At 66.1% G+C, this 18,444-nt stretch carries 18 protein-coding genes; 7 read left to right on the top strand and 11 right to left on the bottom strand.

Annotated features, from left to right (window positions below; translation table 11 throughout):
- Positions 1 to 116: 116 nt before the first annotated feature.
- The 4 genes from XAN126_RS0103870 to uvrC form a co-directional block, all read right to left on the bottom strand.
- A complete protein-coding gene (locus tag XAN126_RS0103870; protein WP_024277288.1) occupies positions 117 to 587 on the bottom strand; it encodes a molybdenum cofactor biosynthesis protein MoaE in 471 nt (156 codons plus the stop codon).
- Positions 588 to 592: 5 nt separating this feature from the next.
- Positions 593 to 844 carry a molybdopterin converting factor subunit 1 gene (gene moaD, locus XAN126_RS0103865; protein ID WP_024277287.1) on the bottom strand — a complete coding sequence of 84 codons (252 nt, stop codon included), beginning with the start codon at positions 842 to 844 and terminating at the stop codon, positions 593 to 595.
- A complete protein-coding gene (pgsA, locus tag XAN126_RS0103860; RefSeq protein WP_024277286.1) occupies positions 841 to 1,482 on the bottom strand; it encodes a CDP-diacylglycerol--glycerol-3-phosphate 3-phosphatidyltransferase in 642 nt (213 codons plus the stop codon). The genes moaD and pgsA overlap by 4 nt, the downstream gene beginning before the upstream one ends.
- Before the next feature lie 100 nt (positions 1,483 to 1,582).
- Positions 1,583 to 3,892 carry an excinuclease ABC subunit UvrC gene (gene uvrC / locus XAN126_RS0103855; protein ID WP_024277285.1) on the bottom strand — a complete coding sequence of 770 codons (2,310 nt, stop codon included), beginning with the start codon at positions 3,890 to 3,892 and terminating at the stop codon, positions 1,583 to 1,585.
- Positions 3,893 to 4,172: 280 nt separating this feature from the next.
- On the opposite strand from uvrC, the gene XAN126_RS0103850 reads away from it, so the two are divergent.
- Together XAN126_RS0103850 and XAN126_RS0103845 are read left to right on the top strand one after the other, a co-directional pair.
- On the top strand, positions 4,173 to 4,778 hold the full coding sequence (locus tag XAN126_RS0103850) for an outer membrane beta-barrel protein (RefSeq protein ID WP_024277284.1): 606 nt from the start codon (positions 4,173 to 4,175) through the stop codon (positions 4,776 to 4,778).
- Between the two features lie 246 nt (positions 4,779 to 5,024).
- Positions 5,025 to 5,705: an outer membrane protein gene (locus tag XAN126_RS0103845; protein ID WP_029876682.1), complete on the top strand. Its 681-nt coding sequence runs from the start codon at positions 5,025 to 5,027 to the stop codon at positions 5,703 to 5,705.
- Between the two features lie 65 nt (positions 5,706 to 5,770).
- Here XAN126_RS0103845 and panD read toward each other — a convergent pair whose 3' ends face one another.
- A complete protein-coding gene (panD, locus tag XAN126_RS0103840; RefSeq protein WP_024277282.1) occupies positions 5,771 to 6,220 on the bottom strand; it encodes an aspartate 1-decarboxylase in 450 nt (149 codons plus the stop codon).
- A gap of 218 nt (positions 6,221 to 6,438) precedes the next feature.
- Between panD and XAN126_RS0103835 the strand changes: the two genes are divergently transcribed.
- Both XAN126_RS0103835 and XAN126_RS0103830 read left to right on the top strand, forming a co-directional pair.
- Positions 6,439 to 7,446, top strand: a complete 1,008-nt coding sequence (locus tag XAN126_RS0103835) for a Gfo/Idh/MocA family oxidoreductase (RefSeq protein ID WP_024277281.1) — start codon at positions 6,439 to 6,441, stop codon at positions 7,444 to 7,446.
- Positions 7,447 to 7,543: 97 nt separating this feature from the next.
- The gene (locus XAN126_RS0103830; protein ID WP_024277280.1) at positions 7,544 to 8,698 is read left to right on the top strand and encodes a DegT/DnrJ/EryC1/StrS family aminotransferase; all 1,155 of its coding nucleotides are present in this window, start codon (positions 7,544 to 7,546) and stop codon (positions 8,696 to 8,698) included.
- 36 nt (positions 8,699 to 8,734) lie between these two features.
- Here the strand turns inward: XAN126_RS0103830 and XAN126_RS28120 are convergent, their stop codons facing one another.
- The 3 genes from XAN126_RS28120 to XAN126_RS0103820 form a co-directional block, all read right to left on the bottom strand.
- The gene (locus XAN126_RS28120) at positions 8,735 to 9,310 is read right to left on the bottom strand and encodes a hypothetical protein (protein WP_155982211.1); all 576 of its coding nucleotides are present in this window, start codon (positions 9,308 to 9,310) and stop codon (positions 8,735 to 8,737) included.
- A gap of 167 nt (positions 9,311 to 9,477) precedes the next feature.
- On the bottom strand, positions 9,478 to 10,584 hold the full coding sequence (locus tag XAN126_RS0103825; RefSeq protein ID WP_024277279.1) for a polyamine ABC transporter substrate-binding protein: 1,107 nt from the start codon (positions 10,582 to 10,584) through the stop codon (positions 9,478 to 9,480).
- Positions 10,585 to 10,691: 107 nt separating this feature from the next.
- On the bottom strand, positions 10,692 to 12,095 hold the full coding sequence (locus tag XAN126_RS0103820; RefSeq protein WP_024277278.1) for a glutamine synthetase family protein: 1,404 nt from the start codon (positions 12,093 to 12,095) through the stop codon (positions 10,692 to 10,694).
- Positions 12,096 to 12,382: 287 nt separating this feature from the next.
- Here XAN126_RS0103820 and XAN126_RS0103815 point away from each other — a divergent pair, with 287 nt between their 5' ends.
- From XAN126_RS0103815 to XAN126_RS0103805, 3 genes are read left to right on the top strand one after another with little or no spacing between them, the layout of a single operon-like run.
- The gene (locus tag XAN126_RS0103815; protein WP_024277277.1) at positions 12,383 to 13,900 is read left to right on the top strand and encodes a sensor histidine kinase; all 1,518 of its coding nucleotides are present in this window, start codon (positions 12,383 to 12,385) and stop codon (positions 13,898 to 13,900) included.
- Complete coding sequence (locus XAN126_RS0103810) at positions 13,893 to 14,330, top strand: response regulator (RefSeq protein WP_024277276.1); 438 nt, start codon at positions 13,893 to 13,895, stop codon at positions 14,328 to 14,330. The genes XAN126_RS0103815 and XAN126_RS0103810 overlap by 8 nt, the downstream gene beginning before the upstream one ends.
- A gap of 11 nt (positions 14,331 to 14,341) precedes the next feature.
- Positions 14,342 to 15,451 carry a histidine kinase dimerization/phosphoacceptor domain -containing protein gene (locus XAN126_RS0103805; protein WP_245272206.1) on the top strand — a complete coding sequence of 370 codons (1,110 nt, stop codon included), beginning with the start codon at positions 14,342 to 14,344 and terminating at the stop codon, positions 15,449 to 15,451.
- Between the two features lie 171 nt (positions 15,452 to 15,622).
- On the opposite strand, the gene XAN126_RS0103800 is transcribed toward XAN126_RS0103805, so the two are convergent.
- The 3 genes from XAN126_RS0103800 to XAN126_RS0103790 form a co-directional block, all read right to left on the bottom strand.
- Positions 15,623 to 15,976 (bottom strand): (2Fe-2S) ferredoxin domain-containing protein, encoded by a 354-nt coding sequence (locus XAN126_RS0103800; RefSeq protein ID WP_024277274.1) that lies wholly within the window; start codon positions 15,974 to 15,976, stop codon positions 15,623 to 15,625.
- A 198-nt stretch (positions 15,977 to 16,174) separates the two neighbouring features.
- The gene (locus tag XAN126_RS0103795) at positions 16,175 to 17,197 is read right to left on the bottom strand and encodes a sulfate ABC transporter substrate-binding protein (protein ID WP_024277273.1); all 1,023 of its coding nucleotides are present in this window, start codon (positions 17,195 to 17,197) and stop codon (positions 16,175 to 16,177) included.
- A 193-nt stretch (positions 17,198 to 17,390) separates the two neighbouring features.
- The gene (locus XAN126_RS0103790) at positions 17,391 to 18,377 is read right to left on the bottom strand and encodes an aldo/keto reductase (RefSeq protein ID WP_024277272.1); all 987 of its coding nucleotides are present in this window, start codon (positions 18,375 to 18,377) and stop codon (positions 17,391 to 17,393) included.
- Between the last annotated feature and the right edge of the window lie 67 nt (positions 18,378 to 18,444).

Here is an 18,444-nt window from a genome sequence, read left to right as displayed (position 1 = left end):
CTGCGCAGGGACCGTTTGCCGGTTCTTGAAAAGCGAGCGCCCGTTTTCATAGACGTGGCCGATGCCGCGACGCAAGTGTCGCAGTGCAGAAGGTGCGCGGGAGAGGTCGGCGGGACCTACCCCCGCCAGCGGTCCGCTGCCGTGTCGTCACTGGCCTTCGCATCCACCCACCCCCCGGAACGGGCGGCACCGATCGGCTCCTCCTTCTTCCAGAAGGGGGCGCTGGTCTTCAGCCAGTCCATCAGGAATTCGGCGGCGGCGAAGGCGGCGGCGCGGTGGGACGAGGCGGTGGCGACGAACACGATGGGGTCGCCCGGCTCCAGACGCCCGTGCCGATGGACCACGATGGCGCCGGTGAGCGGCCAGCGGCGGCGGGCTTCCTCCACGTGGCGCTCGATCTCCTCTTCCGCCATGCCGGGATAATGCTCCAGCGTCAACGCGGCGAGACCCGCGCCATCCGGGCCGGCATCGGCGCGGCAGAGGCCGGTGAAGGTCACGATGGCACCCACATCCGTGCGTCCGGCGGCGAGAGCCGCGCTTTCCGCCACGGCGTCGAACGGCTCGCGCTGGATGCGGACGGCGAACATGAGCCTCAGCCCCCGGTCATGGGCGGAAAGAACGCCACTTCCCGCGCACCGGAGATGGCGGAATCCGGCTTCACATGGCGGCGGTCGATGGCGGCGCGCACCACGGCGGGGTTGTCGAAGGCGTACGCGTGGGCCTCGTCCTGCGATGCCAGCCAGCGGGCGAGGTCGGCGACGGTCACAACCTCGGCAGGAGGGGCAACCTCCTCCTCCGCGAGGCCGACGCGCTCGCGCAGCCAGGCGAAATAGAGCACCTTCACCGCTCGTCCTCCACCAGATGGCGGGCGCCGGCGCGGAAATAATCATAGCCGGTGTAGAGCGTGAGCACGGCCGAAATCCACAGCAGCGTCAGGCCGACGAGCATCACGCCCGGCAGAACAGCCTCGCCGGCCGTGCCGGTGATGAGCACGCCCACGGCGACGAGTTGCAGGGTCGTCTTCCACTTGGCGAGGCGGGAGACCGGGACCGACACCCGAAGCTCGGCCAGGAACTCGCGCAGGCCGGAGACGAGAATCTCCCGGCACAGGATGACAATGGCCGCCCAGAGCGACCAGCCGCGGATGGTGCCGTCCGACGCCAGCATCAGAAGGCAGGTGGAGACGAGCAGCTTGTCGGCGATGGGATCGAGCATCCGCCCGATGGCCGATTGCTGGGACCAGGCGCGGGCGAGGTAGCCGTCGAAGAAGTCGGTGATCGCCGCTGCCACATAGAGGAAAAGCGCCACCCACCGGAGCCATACTCCGCCGGCCAGGATGTCCGACCAGAACAGGCTCGCGGCCACCAGCGGCACTGCCACACAGCGCGAATAGGTGAGGATGTTCGGCAGCGACAGGGCATGCCCGCGGGAACGCCGCTCGGTCGCGGGCGGGGCATCGGATCGTGTCGCTGCGTCGGACATGGGCACCACTTCAGAAAGCACGGCCGCGATGGTGGCCATCGCGCCGGCCGTCGTTCCTATTTAGGCCGGGCGGGCGGCCGGCGAAAGCCTTGAGGGCTTTTCATGATGAAGGCCGCTCGTGGAAATAATCGTACACCGCCTTGGCCGTACCGGCATTGATGCCCGCCACCTGCTCCAGATCGGCCAGCGAGGCGCGCTCGATGGCCTTCAGCGTGCCGAAGTGGCGCAGCAGGGCGCGCTTGCGTGTCGGCCCCACCCCCGGAATGGCCTGAAGCCCGGCTTCCGTGATGTCCTTCTTGCGCCGCGCCCGGTGGGAGCCGATGGCGAAGCGGTGCGCCTCGTCGCGCAACCGCTGGATATAATAGAGCACCGGATCGCGCGGCTCCATGCGGAACGGCGTGCGACCGGGCAGGAAGAACTGCTCCCGCCCCGCTTCGCGGTCGAGCCCCTTGGCAATGCCCACCAGCGGCACGTCGGTGATGCCCAGTTCCTCCAGAACCTTCCGCGCGGCATTGAGCTGGCCGAGGCCGCCGTCGATCAGCACGAGGTCTGGCCACGGCGAGGCGCCGGTGGCGTCCGGCAGGGCATCGGGCTCGTCTTCGAGCTCGGCCTCAACCGGTGGGGCTGTGGATGGAGTGTCTCCCCTCACCCCATCCCTCTCCCGCCCGAACTCGGCTCGTGCCGAGTTCGGTTCGTGAAAGCTGAAGTCGGCAACAGCCGACTTCAGGGGGAGAGGGGGCCCAGGCTGCTCGGCTTCAGAGACAGTCGCATCAACCGACACCGCCGGAACTCCCTCTCCCCTTGCGGGAGAGGGCGGGGGTGAGGGGGATGCGGTCTCGGGAACCGGCGCCACCTCCCGCGGCGCCTCCTTCAGCAGGCGGGCGAAACGGCGCGTCAGCACCTCGCGCATCATGCCGAAATCGTCGCCGGGCACGAGGTCGGCCGACTTGATGTTGAACTTGCGGTATTGCGACTTCCGGAACCCTTCCGGCCCCGCCACGATCATGCCGCCCACCGCGTTGGTGCCCATGATGTGCGAATTGTCATAGACCTCGATGCGCTGCGGCGGCGCCTTGAGGCCGAAGGTGGCGGCGACGCCGTCCAGCAGCTTCGCCTGCGTCGCGCTTTCGGCGAGCGTGCGGGCCAGCGCCTCGCGGGCGTTCTGCAGGGCGTGGTCGACGAGGTCGCGCTTCTCCCCGCGCTGGGGCACGGCGATCTCGACCTTGTAGCCGGCCTTCTCGGACAAGGCCTCGGCCAGAAGCTCCTGCTCCTCCACCTTGTGGGACAGCAGGAGAAGGCGCGGACAGGGCTTGTCCTCGTAGAACTGGGCGAGGAAGGCGCCGAGCACCTCGGCTTCGGTGAGCGAGCGGTCGGCGCGGGGATAATAGGCGCGGTTGCCCCAGTTCTGTCCGGTGCGGAAGAAGAACACCTCCACGCAGGTGGCGCCGCCCTGCTGGTGGCAGGCGAACACGTCCGCCTCCTCCACCCCGCGCGGATTGATGCCCTGCGACCCCTGCACGGCGGAGAGCGCGGCAAGACGATCCCGCAGGCGCGCGGCGCGCTCGAATTCCAGTTCCTCGGCCGCCTGCTCCATCTCCTTCGCCAGTTCCTCCTTGATGGCGCGGGAGCGGCCAGAGAGGAAGGCGCGGGCCTCGCGCACCAGTTCGGCATAGTCCTGATGGCTTACCTCGCCGGTGCAGGGACCGGCGCAGCGCTTGATCTGGAAGAGAAGGCAGGGCCGCGTGCGATTCTCGTAATAGCTGTCGGAGCACGAGCGCAGCAGGAAGGCCCGCTCCAGCGCGTTGATGGTGCGGTCCACCGCCCAGACGCTGGCGAACGGGCCGTAATAGTCTCCCGGACGGTTGCGCGCGCCGCGATGCTTGGCGATCTGCGGCGAGACGTGATCGGCGGTGATGAGAATGTAGGGGAAGGACTTGTCGTCCCTCAGCAGCACGTTGAAGCGCGGCTTCAGCTGCTTGATGAGGTTGGCTTCCAGCAGCAGCGCCTCGGGCTCGGTGCGGGTGGAGACGAACTCCATCTGCGCCGTCCCGGCGATCATGCGGGCGATGCGGTTCGTGTGGCCGACGGGGCGCGTATAGCTGAGCACGCGCTTCTTGATGCTCTTGGCCTTGCCCACATAAAGCACGGTGCCATCCGCCGCGATCATGCGGTAGACGCCCGGCCCGTTGGGCGCGTGCTTCACCGCGCGGATGATGGCGGCGCGGCCCGTGGCCAGGCTTTCCTCACCCGGCAGCGTCTCGTCCGCGGGCTCAAGCTCGAGAAGGACGGCCTCTTCCGTCTCTTCCGCCGTCCCCTCCCCCGCCCCCGGCGGCAAGGCTTCGCTCGGCGCGCCGCCATCGGCGCGGGCAAGGGCAATCTCGGGTGGGGCGGCGGGGCGGCGGCGGGTCATGGATGCGTATGTAATGCGCCCGGCGCCCGGAGGGAACGGCGCACCCGGCCGCCTGTTTTCACCGGACGTCAACCATAGCGGCATTCGATTCTTTGGCCAGTCCGCGCGCCAGCCCCGCACAAGGCCAAAAATCCACATTCAGCGCAAAGTCATAGATAGTTACTACGTCATCAACCATGAGCGCGATCGACAGCAACCGCAGAGAATTAGGCAAGTTTCACCTGCGAGGGTGCGCGGAAGGCCGGATGCCAACCGGCCGGCCCCTCTCGGAGGATGATCCATGCGTATCCGTCTGCTTGCATCCGCCGCTGCACTGGCGGGCTTTGCTCTCGTCACGCCGGCCGGAGCGGCCGACCTCGGCTATCCCGCGCCCTACGTGCAGCCGGTGGCAGCCTTCACATGGACGGGCTTCTACCTGGGCGCCAATGCCGGCTATGGCTGGGGCTCCTCGTCCTTCAGCAGCCCGGGAGGTTTCCTCGGCGGCTTCCAGGCCGGCTACAATTTCCAGTTCGGCAGCCCCTTCGTGCTCGGCATCGAGACGGATTTCGACTTCGCGGGCATGTCGGCCGGCGCCTACAGCCTCAACAATCTCGGCACCGTGCGCGCCCGCCTCGGCTATTCGTTCGACCGCGTGCTCATCTATGGCACCGGCGGCTTCGCTTATGGGCAGGGCAGCGCGAATTTCTTCAGCCTTACCTCCTCCTCGACCCAGACCGGCTGGACGTTGGGTCTTGGCGCGGAGGTAGGATTTGACCGAAACTGGTCCGCGAAGCTTGAATATCTTTATGTAGACTTGGGGAGCGCCACGTTCCCCACTGCAGTCGGTCCGGTCACTACTGGCTTCGACGCAAATATTCTTAGAGCCGGTGTGAATTATCGATTCTGAGGAGAGACGTAACGCAACGAAAAGAAATGCGGCAAAACATGGGAACAATCCCAAATCTGCCGCGTTTACGCGCCAATGTGTCGCGGAGATTAAAGAAAGTTAGGAAAAGGCCACATCTCTGCCCGGTTTGATTTTTCGGGTGTGGCCCGATCGCTACAGACGGCACCGGTCAGGAGCTGTAAGAAAGAACCACCCGACGGCGACCTCCTCAGGGAGCAGCCGGCGAAACCACAAAGGTAGATACTCATGTTGAAGCGTGCACTTCTGGGCGCCACCGCCCTGGTTCTCCTCGCCGGCACCGCCTCTGCGGCCGACCTGGCCACCCGCTATCCGGTGAAGGCCGCCCCGATCCCCGTGCAGGTCTTCTCCTGGACCGGCTTCTACATCGGCGGCAACGTGGGCTGGGGCTGGGCTGACAACACCTACGACTACACCCCCTTCGCCTCGCCGACCTACAGCTACAGCCCCGGCACCTCCAACGGCTTCATCGGCGGCTTCCAGCTCGGCTACAACTACCAGTTCGCCAACAACGTCGTGCTCGGCGCCGAAGCGGACTTCGACTGGGCCGACATCAGCTCCAGCAAGACCTTCACCGCCGCCGTCATCAACCAGAAGGTTGACTATTTCGGCACCATCCGCGCCCGCCTCGGCTATGCGATGGACCGCTTCCTGCCGTACATCACCGGCGGCGCGGCCTGGGCCAACCTGAAGTACACCGATCCCTACGGCTTCTCCGACAGCAACCTGAAGTGGGGCTGGACCGCTGGCGCCGGCGTCGAGTACGCCATCACCAACAACTGGACGGTCAAGGCCGAGTACCTGTACCTCGGCTTCGACAACAGCAAGACCAACTACGCCAATGGCGATCAGCTGTCCGTCGGCAGCAACATCCAGACTGCCAAGGTCGGCGTGAACTACAAGTTCTGATCCGAAGCACCCCCTTGCAACGGGCCCCCGGCATCGCCGGGGGCCTTTTGCTTTGGGCGATCCATTCAGACATCCGTCCGCAGCGGCACCTTCTTCTCGCAGCCGCTTTCGTCGCGGACCGCGAATCGGTAGGCGCCCGCGCTGTCGCGGGTGACCTCGTAGGTGAGCCGGCCGGTGATGCGGTTCTCCCTGTCGAAGGTCAGCACCTTTGGCCGCAGCGCCACGATCTCCCCTTCCGGCACATAGACCGAATTGCAGATGATGACCTCGTCGCCCGGCTGACAGGTGCGCGCCGCCGCGCCATTGAGGATGCAGCAGCGCGATCCGCGCTCGCCGAGAATGACGTAAGTGGAGATGCGGGCGCCGGAATTGCGGTTCCAGATCTCGACGAACTCCAGCGGCAGGATGCCGGCCTCTTCGCAATGCTCGGGATCGAGCGTGATGGAGCCGTGATAATTGAGGTCGGCCCCGGTCACGGTCAGTCCGTGCAGCTTGCCGGCGACGATCTTGCGCATGCCCCTGTCCCCTCCTCCCGCAGTCTGGTCCCGGCGGGTGATAGGCCGGCCCATCGCGGGAGGAAATAGGATGCGGCCATCCCCCGCACCCGAGCGCGCGGTAACACGGGGATGCAATTCTTGAACGGGGCCAGGGGCCGGATTTGACCCACTGCCTCGCCTTCTCAACTAGGATCGTGCTAGAGCGCGCAATCGTTGAACGGCAGAAGAGGGCTGAAATGGCTCATCCGGCAGCGCCCGATCAGGAGCGCGCCTCGAACCGTCCGGTACGCATCGGCGTCACGGGCATCGGCATCATGGGATCGAATCACGCCCGCGTGCTGGCCGAGCTCCCCGGCGCGGAACTGGTGGCAGTGGCGGATCCCGACCAGGCACAGGCCGGGCGGGTTGCCAATTTTCTCGGCTGCAAGGCGGTGGGCGACCACCGCGAACTCCTCGCCCTCGGCCTCGACGCAGTCGTGGTGGCAGCGCCCACCCATCTTCACCACCCCATCGCCCTCGACGTGATCGCCGCCGGCTGCTCGGTGCTGGTGGAGAAGCCCGTGGCGTCCACCACCGAGGAAGGCCGCGAGATCGTGGCCGCCGCCCGCGACAAGGGCGTCACCCTCATGATCGGCCACGTGGAGCGGTTCAACCCGGCGGTGCGCGCCATCAAGGATGCCATCCGCGACGAGAACCTGCTCTCCATCGCCATCACCCGCGTCGGCCCCTTCCCGCCGCGCATGTCCAATGTGGGCGTGGTGATCGACCTCGCGGTGCACGACATCGACCTGATCCGCTGGTTCACCGGCTCCGACATCCTGGAAGTGCAGCCGCAGACCCGTGCAGCCATCGCCGAGCGCGAGGACATCGCCCTGCTCCAGTTCCGCACCGCCACCGGGGCGCTGGCGCACATCAACACCAACTGGCTGACGCCCTTCAAGGCGCGCACGGTCCACGTCGCCACCTCCAAGAAATACGTGATCGGCGATCTGCTCACCCGTCAGGTGACCGAGCATTTCGACTATCGCCCCGACGGCTCCTATTCCACCCGGCACCTGCCGGTGGCCTATGCCGAGCCGCTGCGCGCGGAACTGGAGAACTTCCTCTCCGCCGTGCGCACAGGCCGTCCGCCGGAAGTGACCGGCGAGGAGGGCGTGGCGAGCCTGGAGATCGCCATGGCGTGCCTGCCCGGTGCCGCCGCCTCGTCGCGGGGCTCCGCCACCAAGCGCCGCGCGGTGGGCTGAGCCTGCTGCTGAACGCGCGCCGCGCCGGCCCCTGGCCGGCGGGCGGGTGCGCGCCTGCGAAACGCCCGACGACCGGGCCTTCTGAAACGGACCAGAGATGACCTCTCCCGCGTCGGGCGCCAGCGCCCCCATCGCCTTCATCGACCTTGCCGCCCAGCGCGCCCGCATCGGCCGGCGCGTGGATGATGCGGTGCAGGCGGTGCTCGCCTCCTGCCGCTTCATCAACGGCCCGGAAGTGACGGAATTCGAGCAGAAGCTCGCCGCCTTCGCCGGGGCGAAATACGCCGTCTCCTGCTCCAGCGGCACCGATGCGCTGGCCCTGCTGCTGATGGCGTGGGGCGTGAAGGCGGGCGACGCCGTATTCTGCCCGGCCTTCACCTTCTGCGCCACCGCCGAGGTGGTGCCGTGGGTGGGCGCGACCCCTGTCTTCGTGGACGTGAAGGAAGACACCTTCAACATGGATCCGGAGAGCCTGGAGCAGGCGATCCAGGTGGCCATCGAGCAGGGCCTCGACCCGCGCGTGGTGATCCCGGTGGACCTGTTCGGCCAGCCGGCGGACTATGACGCCATCCTGCCGATCGCCGAGAAGTACGGTCTTAAAGTCCTGTGCGACACCGCGCAGGGCTTCGGCGGCACCTGGAACAACCGGCGCACCGGCTCCATCGGCGATGCCACCGCCACCTCCTTCTTCCCCGCCAAGCCGCTGGGTGCCTATGGCGACGGTGGCGCGATCCTCACCGACAACGAGGAACTGGTGACGATCCTCAAGAGCCTGCGCGAGCACGGCCAGGGCGTGGACAAGTACCAGAACGTGCGCATCGGCATGACGGCGCGCCTCGACACCATCCAGGCCGCCGTGCTGCTCGAAAAGCTCGCCATCTTCGAGGAGGAGATCGCGGCGCGCGAGAAGGTGGCGCGGCGCTACAATGAACTGCTCAAGGACGTGGCCGGCGTGCCGGTGGTCGATCCGCGTGCGACGTCGGTGTGGGCGCAGTACACCATCAGGCTCGCCCCCGGCGTGCGCGACGGCCTCGCAGAGAAGCTGAAGGCCGAGGGCGTGCCCACCGCCGTCTACTACCGCCTGCCCATGCACCTGCAGCCGGCCTATCGCCACTACCCCTCCGCCGGCGCCATCCTGCCGGTGTGCGAGGCGCTGGCGGAGGAGGTCATCTCCCTGCCCATGCACGCCTATCTGGACGAGGCGACGCAGGACCGCATCGTCGACGCGGTGAAGCGGGCGCTGGCCGGCTGAGCGGGCGCGCCACCGAGCTACTGCTTTTGGGCCGCCTCATGGTCCAAAAGCAGTGTCCGGCAAAGGAAAGCCAACCGCACGCGCTTGGAGAAGCCGAAAGACGCGACTTGGCTCCGCAATCTTGAAAAATTGAAGCCTCCGATCCGGCGAGGCGCGCAAGGCTCTGTCCAAAATACTCTTCTTTTTCTTCGGCCCATCCGCAAAATAAATTGTCCCGAACGCATCCGAGCCCGACTGCTGGATAGAGACGATATTTGATAGATCGAGTGCCGTGAGGCGAGGCCGATCGCCAACGCCAAAGCACAAAAACAGCACCCGCCGATCCGTCAGGGCATAAAAAGTCCGCCCCCTCAGCCACGCCTCATGCAAAAACCTACCGGCAAATAAAATCGCCCAAAGGCCAAACGACGCCAAAACAAAAAAGAACATCGGACGATCATGTTGATCTAAGCCAACTAAATATAATAATATAACTGCGGAAAGAAAATTAATAAAAATATCAGATAAAACCAGACTGTCTAAATCAAATCCTTTACCCGGATGACCAACCCATCGGATGCGTTCGCCAGGCAGCAATTGGCCAGCGAATCTGAACCGAATTTCACGCTCCATGGTTCAGGCCGCACCACTCAAGGATTAGAAAACGGGACAAAAAACGACGGACAATTCTGACCCGTCGTGCCAACAACCCAATGTCCCTGTAATGGTACCGCCGGGGAACGAGTTCCCCAGCGGACCAGCGCGGACAGCGCCACTCAACGAAACCTGACCCGCAGGTTTCACTTCCCGCGCTTGAAGGTGTTCCAGGTCTTGGTGATGACCCGCTGCACCGGCGGCTCGTTGGTGGTGACGATGAAGAGGCGGTCGAACACCTCCTTCGTCGGATAGATGGACGGGTTGTCCATGATATCTTTGTCGATGAACTTCTGCGAGGCGAGGTTGCCGTTCGCGTAGGAAATGAAGTTCGAGTTCTTCGCCGCCACCTCGGGCCTCATCATGTAGTTGATGAAGGTAAGGGCATTGTCGATGTTCTTCGCATCCTTGGGGATGGCGAAGTTGTCGAACCACATGAGCGCGCCTTCCTTCGGCAGCGCATAGTCCACGTTCACCGGCTTCTTCTTGGTCTTCTTCGCCGCCTCCTGGGCGCGGGTCCTGGCCTGGTAGATGTCGCCGGACCAGCCGAGGGCGATACAGATGTCGCCGCGGGCGAGGGCGTTGATGTAGCCCGAGGAATCGAACTTCTTGATGTAGGGCCGGACCGTCATGAGCAGAGTGCCGGCCTTGGCGATGTCGTCCGGATTTTTGGAATTGGGATCAAGACCCAGATACTTCATCGCGGTGGGGATCACCTCCTCCGGGCCGTCGAGGAAGTAGACGCCGCAATCCTTCAGCTTGGAGAGGATCTCCGGCTTGAACATGATGTCCCAGGTGTTGAGCGGGATGTCGCCGAGGCGCTCCTTCACCTTGTCCACGTTGTAGCCGATGCCGGTGGTGCCCCACATGTAGTTGACGGCGTGATCGTTGCCGGGGTCATACACGGCGAGGCGCTGGGTGACCTCGGGCCATGCGTATTGCAGGTTCGGGATCTTGGACTTGTCGAGGGGGATGAACACGCCCGCCTTGATCTGCCGCTGCAGGAAGGAGCCGGACGGCACCACAACATCGTAGCCGGTCTTGCCCGCCAGCAGCTTCGTCTCCAGCACCTCGTTGCTGTCGAAGACGTCGTAGCGGACCTTGATGCCGGTTTCCTTGGTGAAATCTTCCAGCACGGTCGGATCGATATAGTCCGACCAGTTGAAGACGTTGACGACCTTTTCCTGGGCCGTCGCCACGCCGGTAAGGCCGAGCGTGGCCACGACGACTGCAGCTAGCGTTTGGCGAAGCATCCGCCGTTCTCCTCTTGCGCGGGGCGGGCTTATCCTGCCGTCCCCGGTGGTGGAAGGCTATTGCGTTGCGGCACACCGCTCAACAGGAAACGGCCACGCCGCAGTGCTCAGAGGTAGGTGTCGTATTCCAGCGGTAGAATCTGCCGGGTGAAGGCGGCAAGCTCCTCCCGCTTCATCACGCCATAGATGCGGCGATAGTCCTCGCCGAAGGCGCGGGCGATGAAGTCGGACGCAAAGAACCGCCGCACCGCCTCCTCCATGGAGGGGGAAAGGCGCTCGGCCGCGTGCTCGTAGGCATTGCCCGAGAGCGGCGCAGGCGGCTCGATCTCCCGCTCCAGCCCCTCCAGCATTCCGGCGAGGATGCCGGCGAGGACGAGATGAGGATGGGCTTCCGCCCCAGCGATGCGGTGCTCGAGCCGGCGGGCGGCGGGCGGTCCGTTGGGCACGCGCACGGCCACGGAGCGGTTGTCATAGCCCCAGCTGATGGAGACCGGCGCATAGGAGCCCGGCACGAGGCGGCGATAGCCGTTGTAGCTGGGCACGAACAAAAGCGTGGAGTCCGCCATGGTGGCGAGCAGCCCCCCGGCGGCGTGCCGCAACGCCCGGTCGCCCACGCCATCGGGCTTGGCGAAGAGATTGCCCCCGGCCGTCTCCATCAGACTCACATGGACATGCATGCCATTGCCCGCAAAATCCACCAGGGGCTTGGCCATGAAGCTGGCGCGCAGGCCGTGACGCCGGGCCACGCCGTCGATGAGCCGGCGCAGCAATATGGCGTCGTCCGCCGCCCCGAGCGCATCCACGCGATGGTAGAGATTGACCTCGAACTGGCCGGGCGCGGCCTCGGAAATCACCGTATCGGCCGGCAGGCCCTGCTGCTCGCAGGCTGCGCGCATGTCATGCAGCACCGGCGCAAAGGCGTCGAGGTCCGACATGGAATACATGTTCTGCCGCGCCTGCCCAGTGACGGGGAACACCGGCTCCGGCGGCGCGCCGGGCACGTCGGACGGCTTCAGCAGATAGAATTCCAGCTCGAAGGCGACGCAGGGGGCGAGGCCCCGCGCGGTAAAGCGGTCCACGATACCGGCGAGTTGCTGGCGCGGATCAAGCTTCCACGGCGCGCCTTTGGCCGAGCCATCGGGCTCATGCATGGTGATGAGCACCTGCGCGGTGGGCCGCGGCGCCCAGGGCACCGGCTTCAGCGTGCCCGCCACCGGCCAGCACAGGCCGTCCTTGTCGCCGGTCTCCAGGTGGATCTCGGTGGCCTCCACCTCGCAGCCCCAGATGTCGAGGCCGAAGATGGAGAGCGGGATGGCCACCCCGTCCTTCCAGATCTTGGTGATGGACCGGCCGGGGATCCATTTGCCGCGCAGCACCGCGGACGTGTCGGGCAGAAGCACTTCCACCACCTCCGGCTCGCCGTAGGTGGAAAGATAGGCCGCGACCTCGTCGGCAGGCTCTGCTGTGGCAGAGGCCTCGTCGGGTCGGCGGCCGGGGAGTGTGACCGGCATGATACTCCGTCTTCAAAAAAGCGACGTTCAAGCCGCATCCAAGCGCTAACGCGGGGAACCTTCAAGCGAGTCCGCACTTATCACACCTTGAGCGGGCGCGGATTGATCCCGTAGAGGTTTCTTGTTACCGCGCCGTCGGAGAGGCGGGACGAAATGGGACAATGGGCGGCTCGCGCCCTCGGTGAGGCGGCTTCCGCGCGCGGCACGGTTCAGGCCCGCTCGGGCACGTTCGGCGGGCGGGCGCATTGGCGCGCGCGCCTTCCCATTCCGCCCGTTGGTACCCCGTCATGACGGCCACCCTCACCGAAACCGCCCCACGCCCCTGGCAACGCCGCTTCGCGACACCGGGCCCGACGCTGCTCCTGCTGCTCGGCTTCGCCATCCTCGTCGCCATCAGCGCGTCGTCTATCTCCCTCATCCACCGCGCGCGGTCGGATGCGGAGAGCGTCGCCCATACGCTTCAGGTGATGAACGCCGTTTCCCAATTGCAGGTCCTCATCCGCCGCACGGAAAGTGCCGAACGCGGCTACCTGATCACCGGACGCGAGGGTTTCGCCCGCTTCTATGAGCAATCAAAGGCCCAGACCGGGCCGACGCTCGAACAGATCGGCGCCCTCACCGCCGATAATCCCGATCAGCAGCAACGCGTCGCGGAGGCCCGCACCCTGATCGCCGAACGCCTTGCGTCCTACGAGCGGTCCATGGCGCTCAGGACCGCGGGCGATCTGGAGGGCGCCACCGCCGACCTCCGGGCGGATCGCACCGAGGGCGCCATGACCCGCCTCGGTACGCTGCTGGTGGAGATGAAGGCGGCGGAGACCGAGCTGCTCGACGAGCGGACCGACGCCTCCCACGACAGCACGGTCTGGCTCACCGTGGTCAGCCTGGCCGGCCTTGCGGTGGTGCTGGTCCTCGGCGCCATCGCCCTCACCCTCAATCGCCGCCAGGTCGGCGCCTTGCAGGCGGCGCAGCGCGAGCTGGAGGCCGCCAACCAGGGGTTGGAGAAGCGCGTCGCCGAGCGCACCGCCAACCTCAAGGAAGCCAACGACGAGATCCAGAGCTTCGCCTACATCGTCAGCCACGATCTGCGCTCGCCCCTCGTCAACATCATGGGCTTCACCAGCGAGATCGAGGCCATGCGCGGCGACCTGTTCGAGCGCCTCGCCCAGTTGAGGGCGCAGGCCGGCGAAGCGCCGGAGACCGATGCACAGCTCGCCGCTGATTTCGAGGAGGCGCTCGGCTTCATCAAGACGTCCATCACCCGCATGGACCGGCTCATCCACGCCATTCTCGCCTTGTCGCGCGAAGGCCGGAAGGAGTTCATGCCGGTGGACGTGGATATGGGCCAGCTTTTCGCCTCGCTGCGGGACAGCATGACCCACCAGATGCACGAGGCCGGCGGGGAGATCGTCATCAAGCGCCTGCCGGTAATCCAGTCGGACCGGATGGCGCTGGAGCAGATCTTCACCAACCTCCTCGACAACGCCTTCAAGTATCGGCGGGACGACGTGCCGCTCCGCGTGGAGGTGAGCGCGGTGGATACGCCCGGCTTCGTCACCTTCGTCATTCAGGACAATGGCCGTGGCATCGATCCCAAGGATCGCGGCCGGGTGTTCGAGCTGTTCCGCCGCTCGGGCCGGCAGGACCGCCCCGGCGAAGGCATCGGCCTTGCCCATGTGCGCGCGCTGGTGCGGCGCATGGGCGGCCTCATCTCCCTCGATTCCAAGCTGGGCGAAGGCTCCACCTTCAAGGTGACGGTGCCGCGCCGCCTGCCCACGGAGACCGGAAAGAAGGACCATGGTTGAACACGTCACCATCATCATGATCGAGGACGACGAGGGCCACGCCCGCCTCATCGAGAAGAACATCCGGCGCGCTGGCGTGAACAACGAGATCGTCGCCTTCAGGGACGGCACCAGCGCCGTCAATTTCCTGTTCGGTGCCGACGGCAGCGGGCGGGAAAGCAGCGGGCGCGCGCTCCTCGTGCTGCTCGATCTCAACCTGCCCGACATGACCGGCGTCGAGATTCTTGGCCGCATCAAGCAGAACGAGCATCTCAAGCGCTCGCCCGTGGTGGTGCTCACCACCACCGACGACAAGGTGGAAATCCAGCGCTGCTATGACCTCGGCGCCAATGTCTATGTGACGAAGCCGGTCAATTACGAGAATTTCGCCAACGCGATCCGGCAGCTTGGCCTGTTCTTTTCCGTCATCCAGGTGCCGGAGACCGATTGATGGAATGCGCCGTGTCCGACCCTCTGGCAGTTCAACAGGACGCGGCAACCGACCCGCCGCTGCCGCTGCGCGTGCTCTACGTGGACGACGATCCGGCCCTCGGCCGGCTGGTGCAGCTCCAGCTCGGCCGCCTCGGCTTCGAGGTGGTGCCGGCCTTGTCGGGCGAGGACGGGCTGGCCCGGCTCGGCACCGAGCGGTTCGACGTGGTTGCCCTCGACCACTACATGCCGGGGCAGGACGGCATGGCCACCCTGCGCGCCATCCGCGCCCTCGAAAACGCCCCGCCGGTGGTCTACGTCACCGGCGCGCAGGACGGCCGGCTTGCGGTCGCCGCCCTCAAGGCGGGCGCGGCCGACTATGTGGTGAAGGAGGTGCAGGCCGACTTCATCGAACTGCTGCGCGCCGCGTTCGTGCTGGCGGTGGAGCAGGTGCGCATGCGCCGCGCCCACGAGGCGGCGGAGGCCGAGATCCGCGCCGCCCGCGACCGGTTCGAGGCGCTGGCCGCCGAGCGCGCGCTGCTGCTGCGCGAGATGAACCACCGCGTCGGCAACTCGCTGCAGATCATCGTCTCTCTGCTCAACGTGCAGGCCGGCGCCACCGATGAGCCGCGGGTGAAGGAAGCGCTGAATTCCGCCCGCAACCGCGTCTCCGCCGTGGCGCAGGTGCACCGGCGCCTCTACACCTCCGACCAGATCGCCACCGTTGCGCTCGACCAGTATATCGGCTCGCTGCTGGACGACCTTCAGGTGTCGGCGCACCGGGAGCACGGCGGCATCACCCTCACCTACGATGCGGACCCCATCCACATCGACCCCGATCGCGGCGTGGCGCTGGGCATCATCGCCACAGAGCTCGTCATCAACGCCATGAAATACGCATATCCCGACGGCGAGGGGCCGGTGCGGGTGACGCTGAAGCGCATGGGGGACCGGCTCGACTTCACCGTGGAAGACGATGGCGCCGGCATCTCGCCGGAAAAGCCGGCGATGTCCACGGGCCTCGGCAACCGCATCGTCAAGGCCATGTCCATGAAGCTCGGCTGCGAGCCGACATTCGACCCGCGCGAGCGCGGCACCTGCGTGCGCCTCACCTTCTGCCTCGCCGATCCCGCCAAGGCGTGAGGCGCGCGGGCTTGCTTCGGCCTTCGGCCTGAGACCGCCGTCATCCCCCGGCTCGTCCGGGGGATCCACATCTCCGCCTGTCCGGATTGCCGGAAAACCGTCCCGGCCCGACCGTGGATCGCCCGCACAAGGCGGGAGATGACAGCAGTGAGGAAGTTGCCCGCAGACTTTTCAGATGCGGGGAACGATGATGAGCCGCTCCACCGGCTTGCCGCCGAGGAGATGCTCGGTGACGATCTCGTCGATGTCCTCGGGGGTCTTGGGCGTGTACCAGATGCCCTGGGGATAGACGACCATGATCGGACCCGCCTGACAGAAGCTCAGGCAGCCGGAGGACGTCATGGCGATGTCGCGGCGGCCGGAGGCTTCCAGCTTCTTGCCCAGACGCTCCCACAAGGGCTGCGCACCGTTCGCCCCGCAGGAGCCGCGCGGATGCATCGGCGGCCGCTGGGTGAAGCAGCAGAAGACGTGGTGGGTGTAGACCTGCGGGATATCGAGGACTTCGACTTCGGCGGCTTCGGACATGACGGCTCGCGGCTCGGTGGGCGTTCCCTGGAGCCATTCAAATTGCATGCCGTCCCATCAAAGCCATCGGAAAGCTTCGGCCGTTCAAGGGAATAGCAGATGCAGAAGCGCCGGCGCCCTGGAGGGGCGCCGGCGCGGGGTGCCGGACTGGCGGGAATACGACACGGCGCGGCGCCCCGCGCCCGACGCGTCACACGGTCATTTTCCCACGAACAGGCTGTCGAGCTTGCCACCGGAAGCGAAATGGGTGGCCTGCACCTTCTCCCAGCCGCCGAACACGTCCTCCACCTTCACCAAGCGGATGGGCGGGAACTGGTCCTTGAACTCAGCGACCACCTTGGGGTCCACCACGCGGTGGAAGGCCTTCGCCGCCACCGTCTGGCCGGCGGGGGAATAGAGGAACTCGAGATAGGCCGTGGCCGAGGCGCGGGAGCCGCGCTTGTCCACCACCTTGTCCACCACCGCCACCGGGAACTCCGCCAGCAGGCTCACGGACGGCACGACGGTGAGGAGCTTCTTGTCGGGATAGAGCCCCTCGATGGTGCGGGTCTCGGCCTCGAACGTCACCAGCACGTCGCCCGTGTCGCGCTCCACGAAGGTGGTGGTGGCGGCGCGGCCGCCGGTGTCGAACACCGGCACGTTGGCCAGCAGCTTCTTCACGAAGGCATCCGCCTTGGCGGCGTCACCCTTGTTCTGCTCCAGCGCATAAGCATAGGCGGCAAGATAGGTGTAGCGCGCGTTGCCCGAGGTCTTGGGGTTCGGGAAGATCACCTTCACGTCGTCGCGGACGAGATCGGACCAGTCCTTAATGTTCTTCGGGTTGCCCGCGCGCACGAGGAAGGCCGGGAAGGAATAATAGGGCGAGGCCGAATTGGGGAACTTCTTCGCCCAGTCCTTGGCCACATAGCCGGCCTTCGCGAGGGTATCCACGTCGATCACCTGGTTGAAGGTGACCACATCCGCCTCCAGCCCCTCGATGACCGCGCGGGCCTGCCGCGACGAGCCGGCGTGGCTCTGGTTCACCGTCAGCTGCTGGCCGGTCTTCTCCTTCCAGTACGGGATGAACTCGGCGTTGATGGCCGTGAACAGCTCGCGGGAGATGTCGTAGGAGACGTTCAGCAGCGTGTTCGGCCCCTGCTGGGCCAGCGACGGCGCGGCGCCGAACGGGGCCGCGGCCGCGCCGGCGAGCGCGGTGGCGAGGAGGGCGCGGCGGGTGATCATGGAACGTGCTCCCGATTTCACATTTCACATATGATGAAATGTTATATTCACATGCACCGTGTCTAGCATGTGAAATCGAGACTGTGAACCTCCCGGCGCGGCGGCCACCCAGAAACTTTCCCCATGGGAACAGGAAAGGCCCGCGAACAGGTCGCGGGCCTTCAAGAATCGCGGGCGGATCAGACGTCCGGCGTCAGAGATTGAGCATGGCCATGGCGGCCTCGGGATAGCGGGTGCCAGCCACGGCCTCGGGTGCGAAGAGCGCGTCGAGGGTGGCGACCTCCTCCAGCGAGAGGCGGATGCGGGTCGCAGCCACGTTCTCCTCCAGATACTTCTGCCGCCGCGTTCCGGGGATCGGGATCACGTTGTCCTGCTTGTTGAGGATCCAGGCCAAGGCGATCTGCGCGCTGGTGGCGCCCTTCGCCGCGGCGAAGTCCTTCAGGGCCTCCACCAGCGTGAGGTTGGCCTTGAGCGCATCGCCGCTGAACCGGGGATTGGCACGGCGGAAATCGTCGGCGGCGAGCGTATCGGGGCTCGTCACCGCCCCGGTCAGGAAGGACCGGCCGAGCGGGGAATAGGCGACGAAGGCGACGCCAAGCTCGCGGCAGGCCGCCAGCATTTCCTCTTCGGGATCACGGCTCCACAGCGAATATTCGATCTGCACCGCAGAGATGGGATGCACCGCGTGCGCCTTGCGCAGCGTCGCCACCGAGCATTCGGAGAGGCCGAGGAAGCGCACCTTGCCGGCCTCCACCAGCCCCTTCATGGCCCCCACCGTCTCCTCGATGGGTGTCTTGGGGTCCACGCGGTGCTGGTAATAGAGGTCGATGGTGTCGATGCCGAGCCGTTCGAGGCTGGCGTCGCAGGCGGAGCGCACATAGTCCGGCGTGCCGGAGACGCCGAGGCGCTCGCCATTGGGGCCGCGCACGTTGCCGAACTTGGTGGCAAGGATGACCTGATCGCGGCGCCCTTTCAGGAAGCGGCCGAGCAGGCGTTCGTTGTGGCCGACGCCGTACATGTCGGCCGTGTCGAAGAAATTTATGCCGAGGTCGAGAGCGGCTGCTAGGGTCGCGAGCGACTGTTCGTCGTCGCTCGGCCCATAGAATTCAGACATGCCCATGCAGCCGAGACCGATGGCGGACACGGACAGACCCGAGCGACCGAGGGAGCGATGGTCCATGGGGGACCTCATATGAAGGGGAAACAAGGGTACAGCCAGGCGGACCCGCGCTGGCCATGAATGTAAA

Source organism: Xanthobacter sp. 126 (assembly GCF_000526175.1).
Lineage (GTDB): Bacteria > Pseudomonadota > Alphaproteobacteria > Rhizobiales > Xanthobacteraceae > Xanthobacter > Xanthobacter aminoxidans.
This window is presented reverse-complemented; position numbering and strand designations above follow the sequence as displayed.

Excerpts from the sequence above, each read along its gene's own strand:
- XAN126_RS0103835 (WP_024277281.1), top strand. The coding sequence starts at position 6,439 with ATGGCTCATCCGGCAGCGCCCGATCAGGAGCGCGCCTCGAACCGTCCG.
- XAN126_RS0103850 (WP_024277284.1), top strand. The coding sequence starts at position 4,173 with ATGCGTATCCGTCTGCTTGCATCCGCCGCTGCACTGGCGGGCTTTGCT.
- pgsA (WP_024277286.1), bottom strand. The coding sequence starts at position 1,482 with ATGTCCGACGCAGCGACACGATCCGATGCCCCGCCCGCGACCGAGCGG.
- panD (WP_024277282.1), bottom strand. The coding sequence starts at position 6,220 with ATGCGCAAGATCGTCGCCGGCAAGCTGCACGGACTGACCGTGACCGGG.
- XAN126_RS0103825 (WP_024277279.1), bottom strand. The coding sequence starts at position 10,584 with ATGCTTCGCCAAACGCTAGCTGCAGTCGTCGTGGCCACGCTCGGCCTT.
- XAN126_RS0103830 (WP_024277280.1), top strand. The coding sequence starts at position 7,544 with ATGACCTCTCCCGCGTCGGGCGCCAGCGCCCCCATCGCCTTCATCGAC.
- XAN126_RS0103845 (WP_029876682.1), top strand. The coding sequence starts at position 5,025 with ATGTTGAAGCGTGCACTTCTGGGCGCCACCGCCCTGGTTCTCCTCGCC.
- XAN126_RS0103795 (WP_024277273.1), bottom strand. The coding sequence starts at position 17,197 with ATGATCACCCGCCGCGCCCTCCTCGCCACCGCGCTCGCCGGCGCGGCC.
- XAN126_RS0103815 (WP_024277277.1), top strand. The coding sequence starts at position 12,383 with ATGACGGCCACCCTCACCGAAACCGCCCCACGCCCCTGGCAACGCCGC.
- XAN126_RS28120 (WP_155982211.1), bottom strand. The coding sequence starts at position 9,310 with ATGGAGCGTGAAATTCGGTTCAGATTCGCTGGCCAATTGCTGCCTGGC.
- XAN126_RS0103790 (WP_024277272.1), bottom strand. The coding sequence starts at position 18,377 with ATGGACCATCGCTCCCTCGGTCGCTCGGGTCTGTCCGTGTCCGCCATC.
- uvrC (WP_024277285.1), bottom strand. The coding sequence starts at position 3,892 with ATGACCCGCCGCCGCCCCGCCGCCCCACCCGAGATTGCCCTTGCCCGC.
- XAN126_RS0103810 (WP_024277276.1), top strand. The coding sequence starts at position 13,893 with ATGGTTGAACACGTCACCATCATCATGATCGAGGACGACGAGGGCCAC.
- XAN126_RS0103820 (WP_024277278.1), bottom strand. The coding sequence starts at position 12,095 with ATGCCGGTCACACTCCCCGGCCGCCGACCCGACGAGGCCTCTGCCACA.
- XAN126_RS0103800 (WP_024277274.1), bottom strand. The coding sequence starts at position 15,976 with ATGTCCGAAGCCGCCGAAGTCGAAGTCCTCGATATCCCGCAGGTCTAC.
- XAN126_RS0103870 (WP_024277288.1), bottom strand. The coding sequence starts at position 587 with ATGTTCGCCGTCCGCATCCAGCGCGAGCCGTTCGACGCCGTGGCGGAA.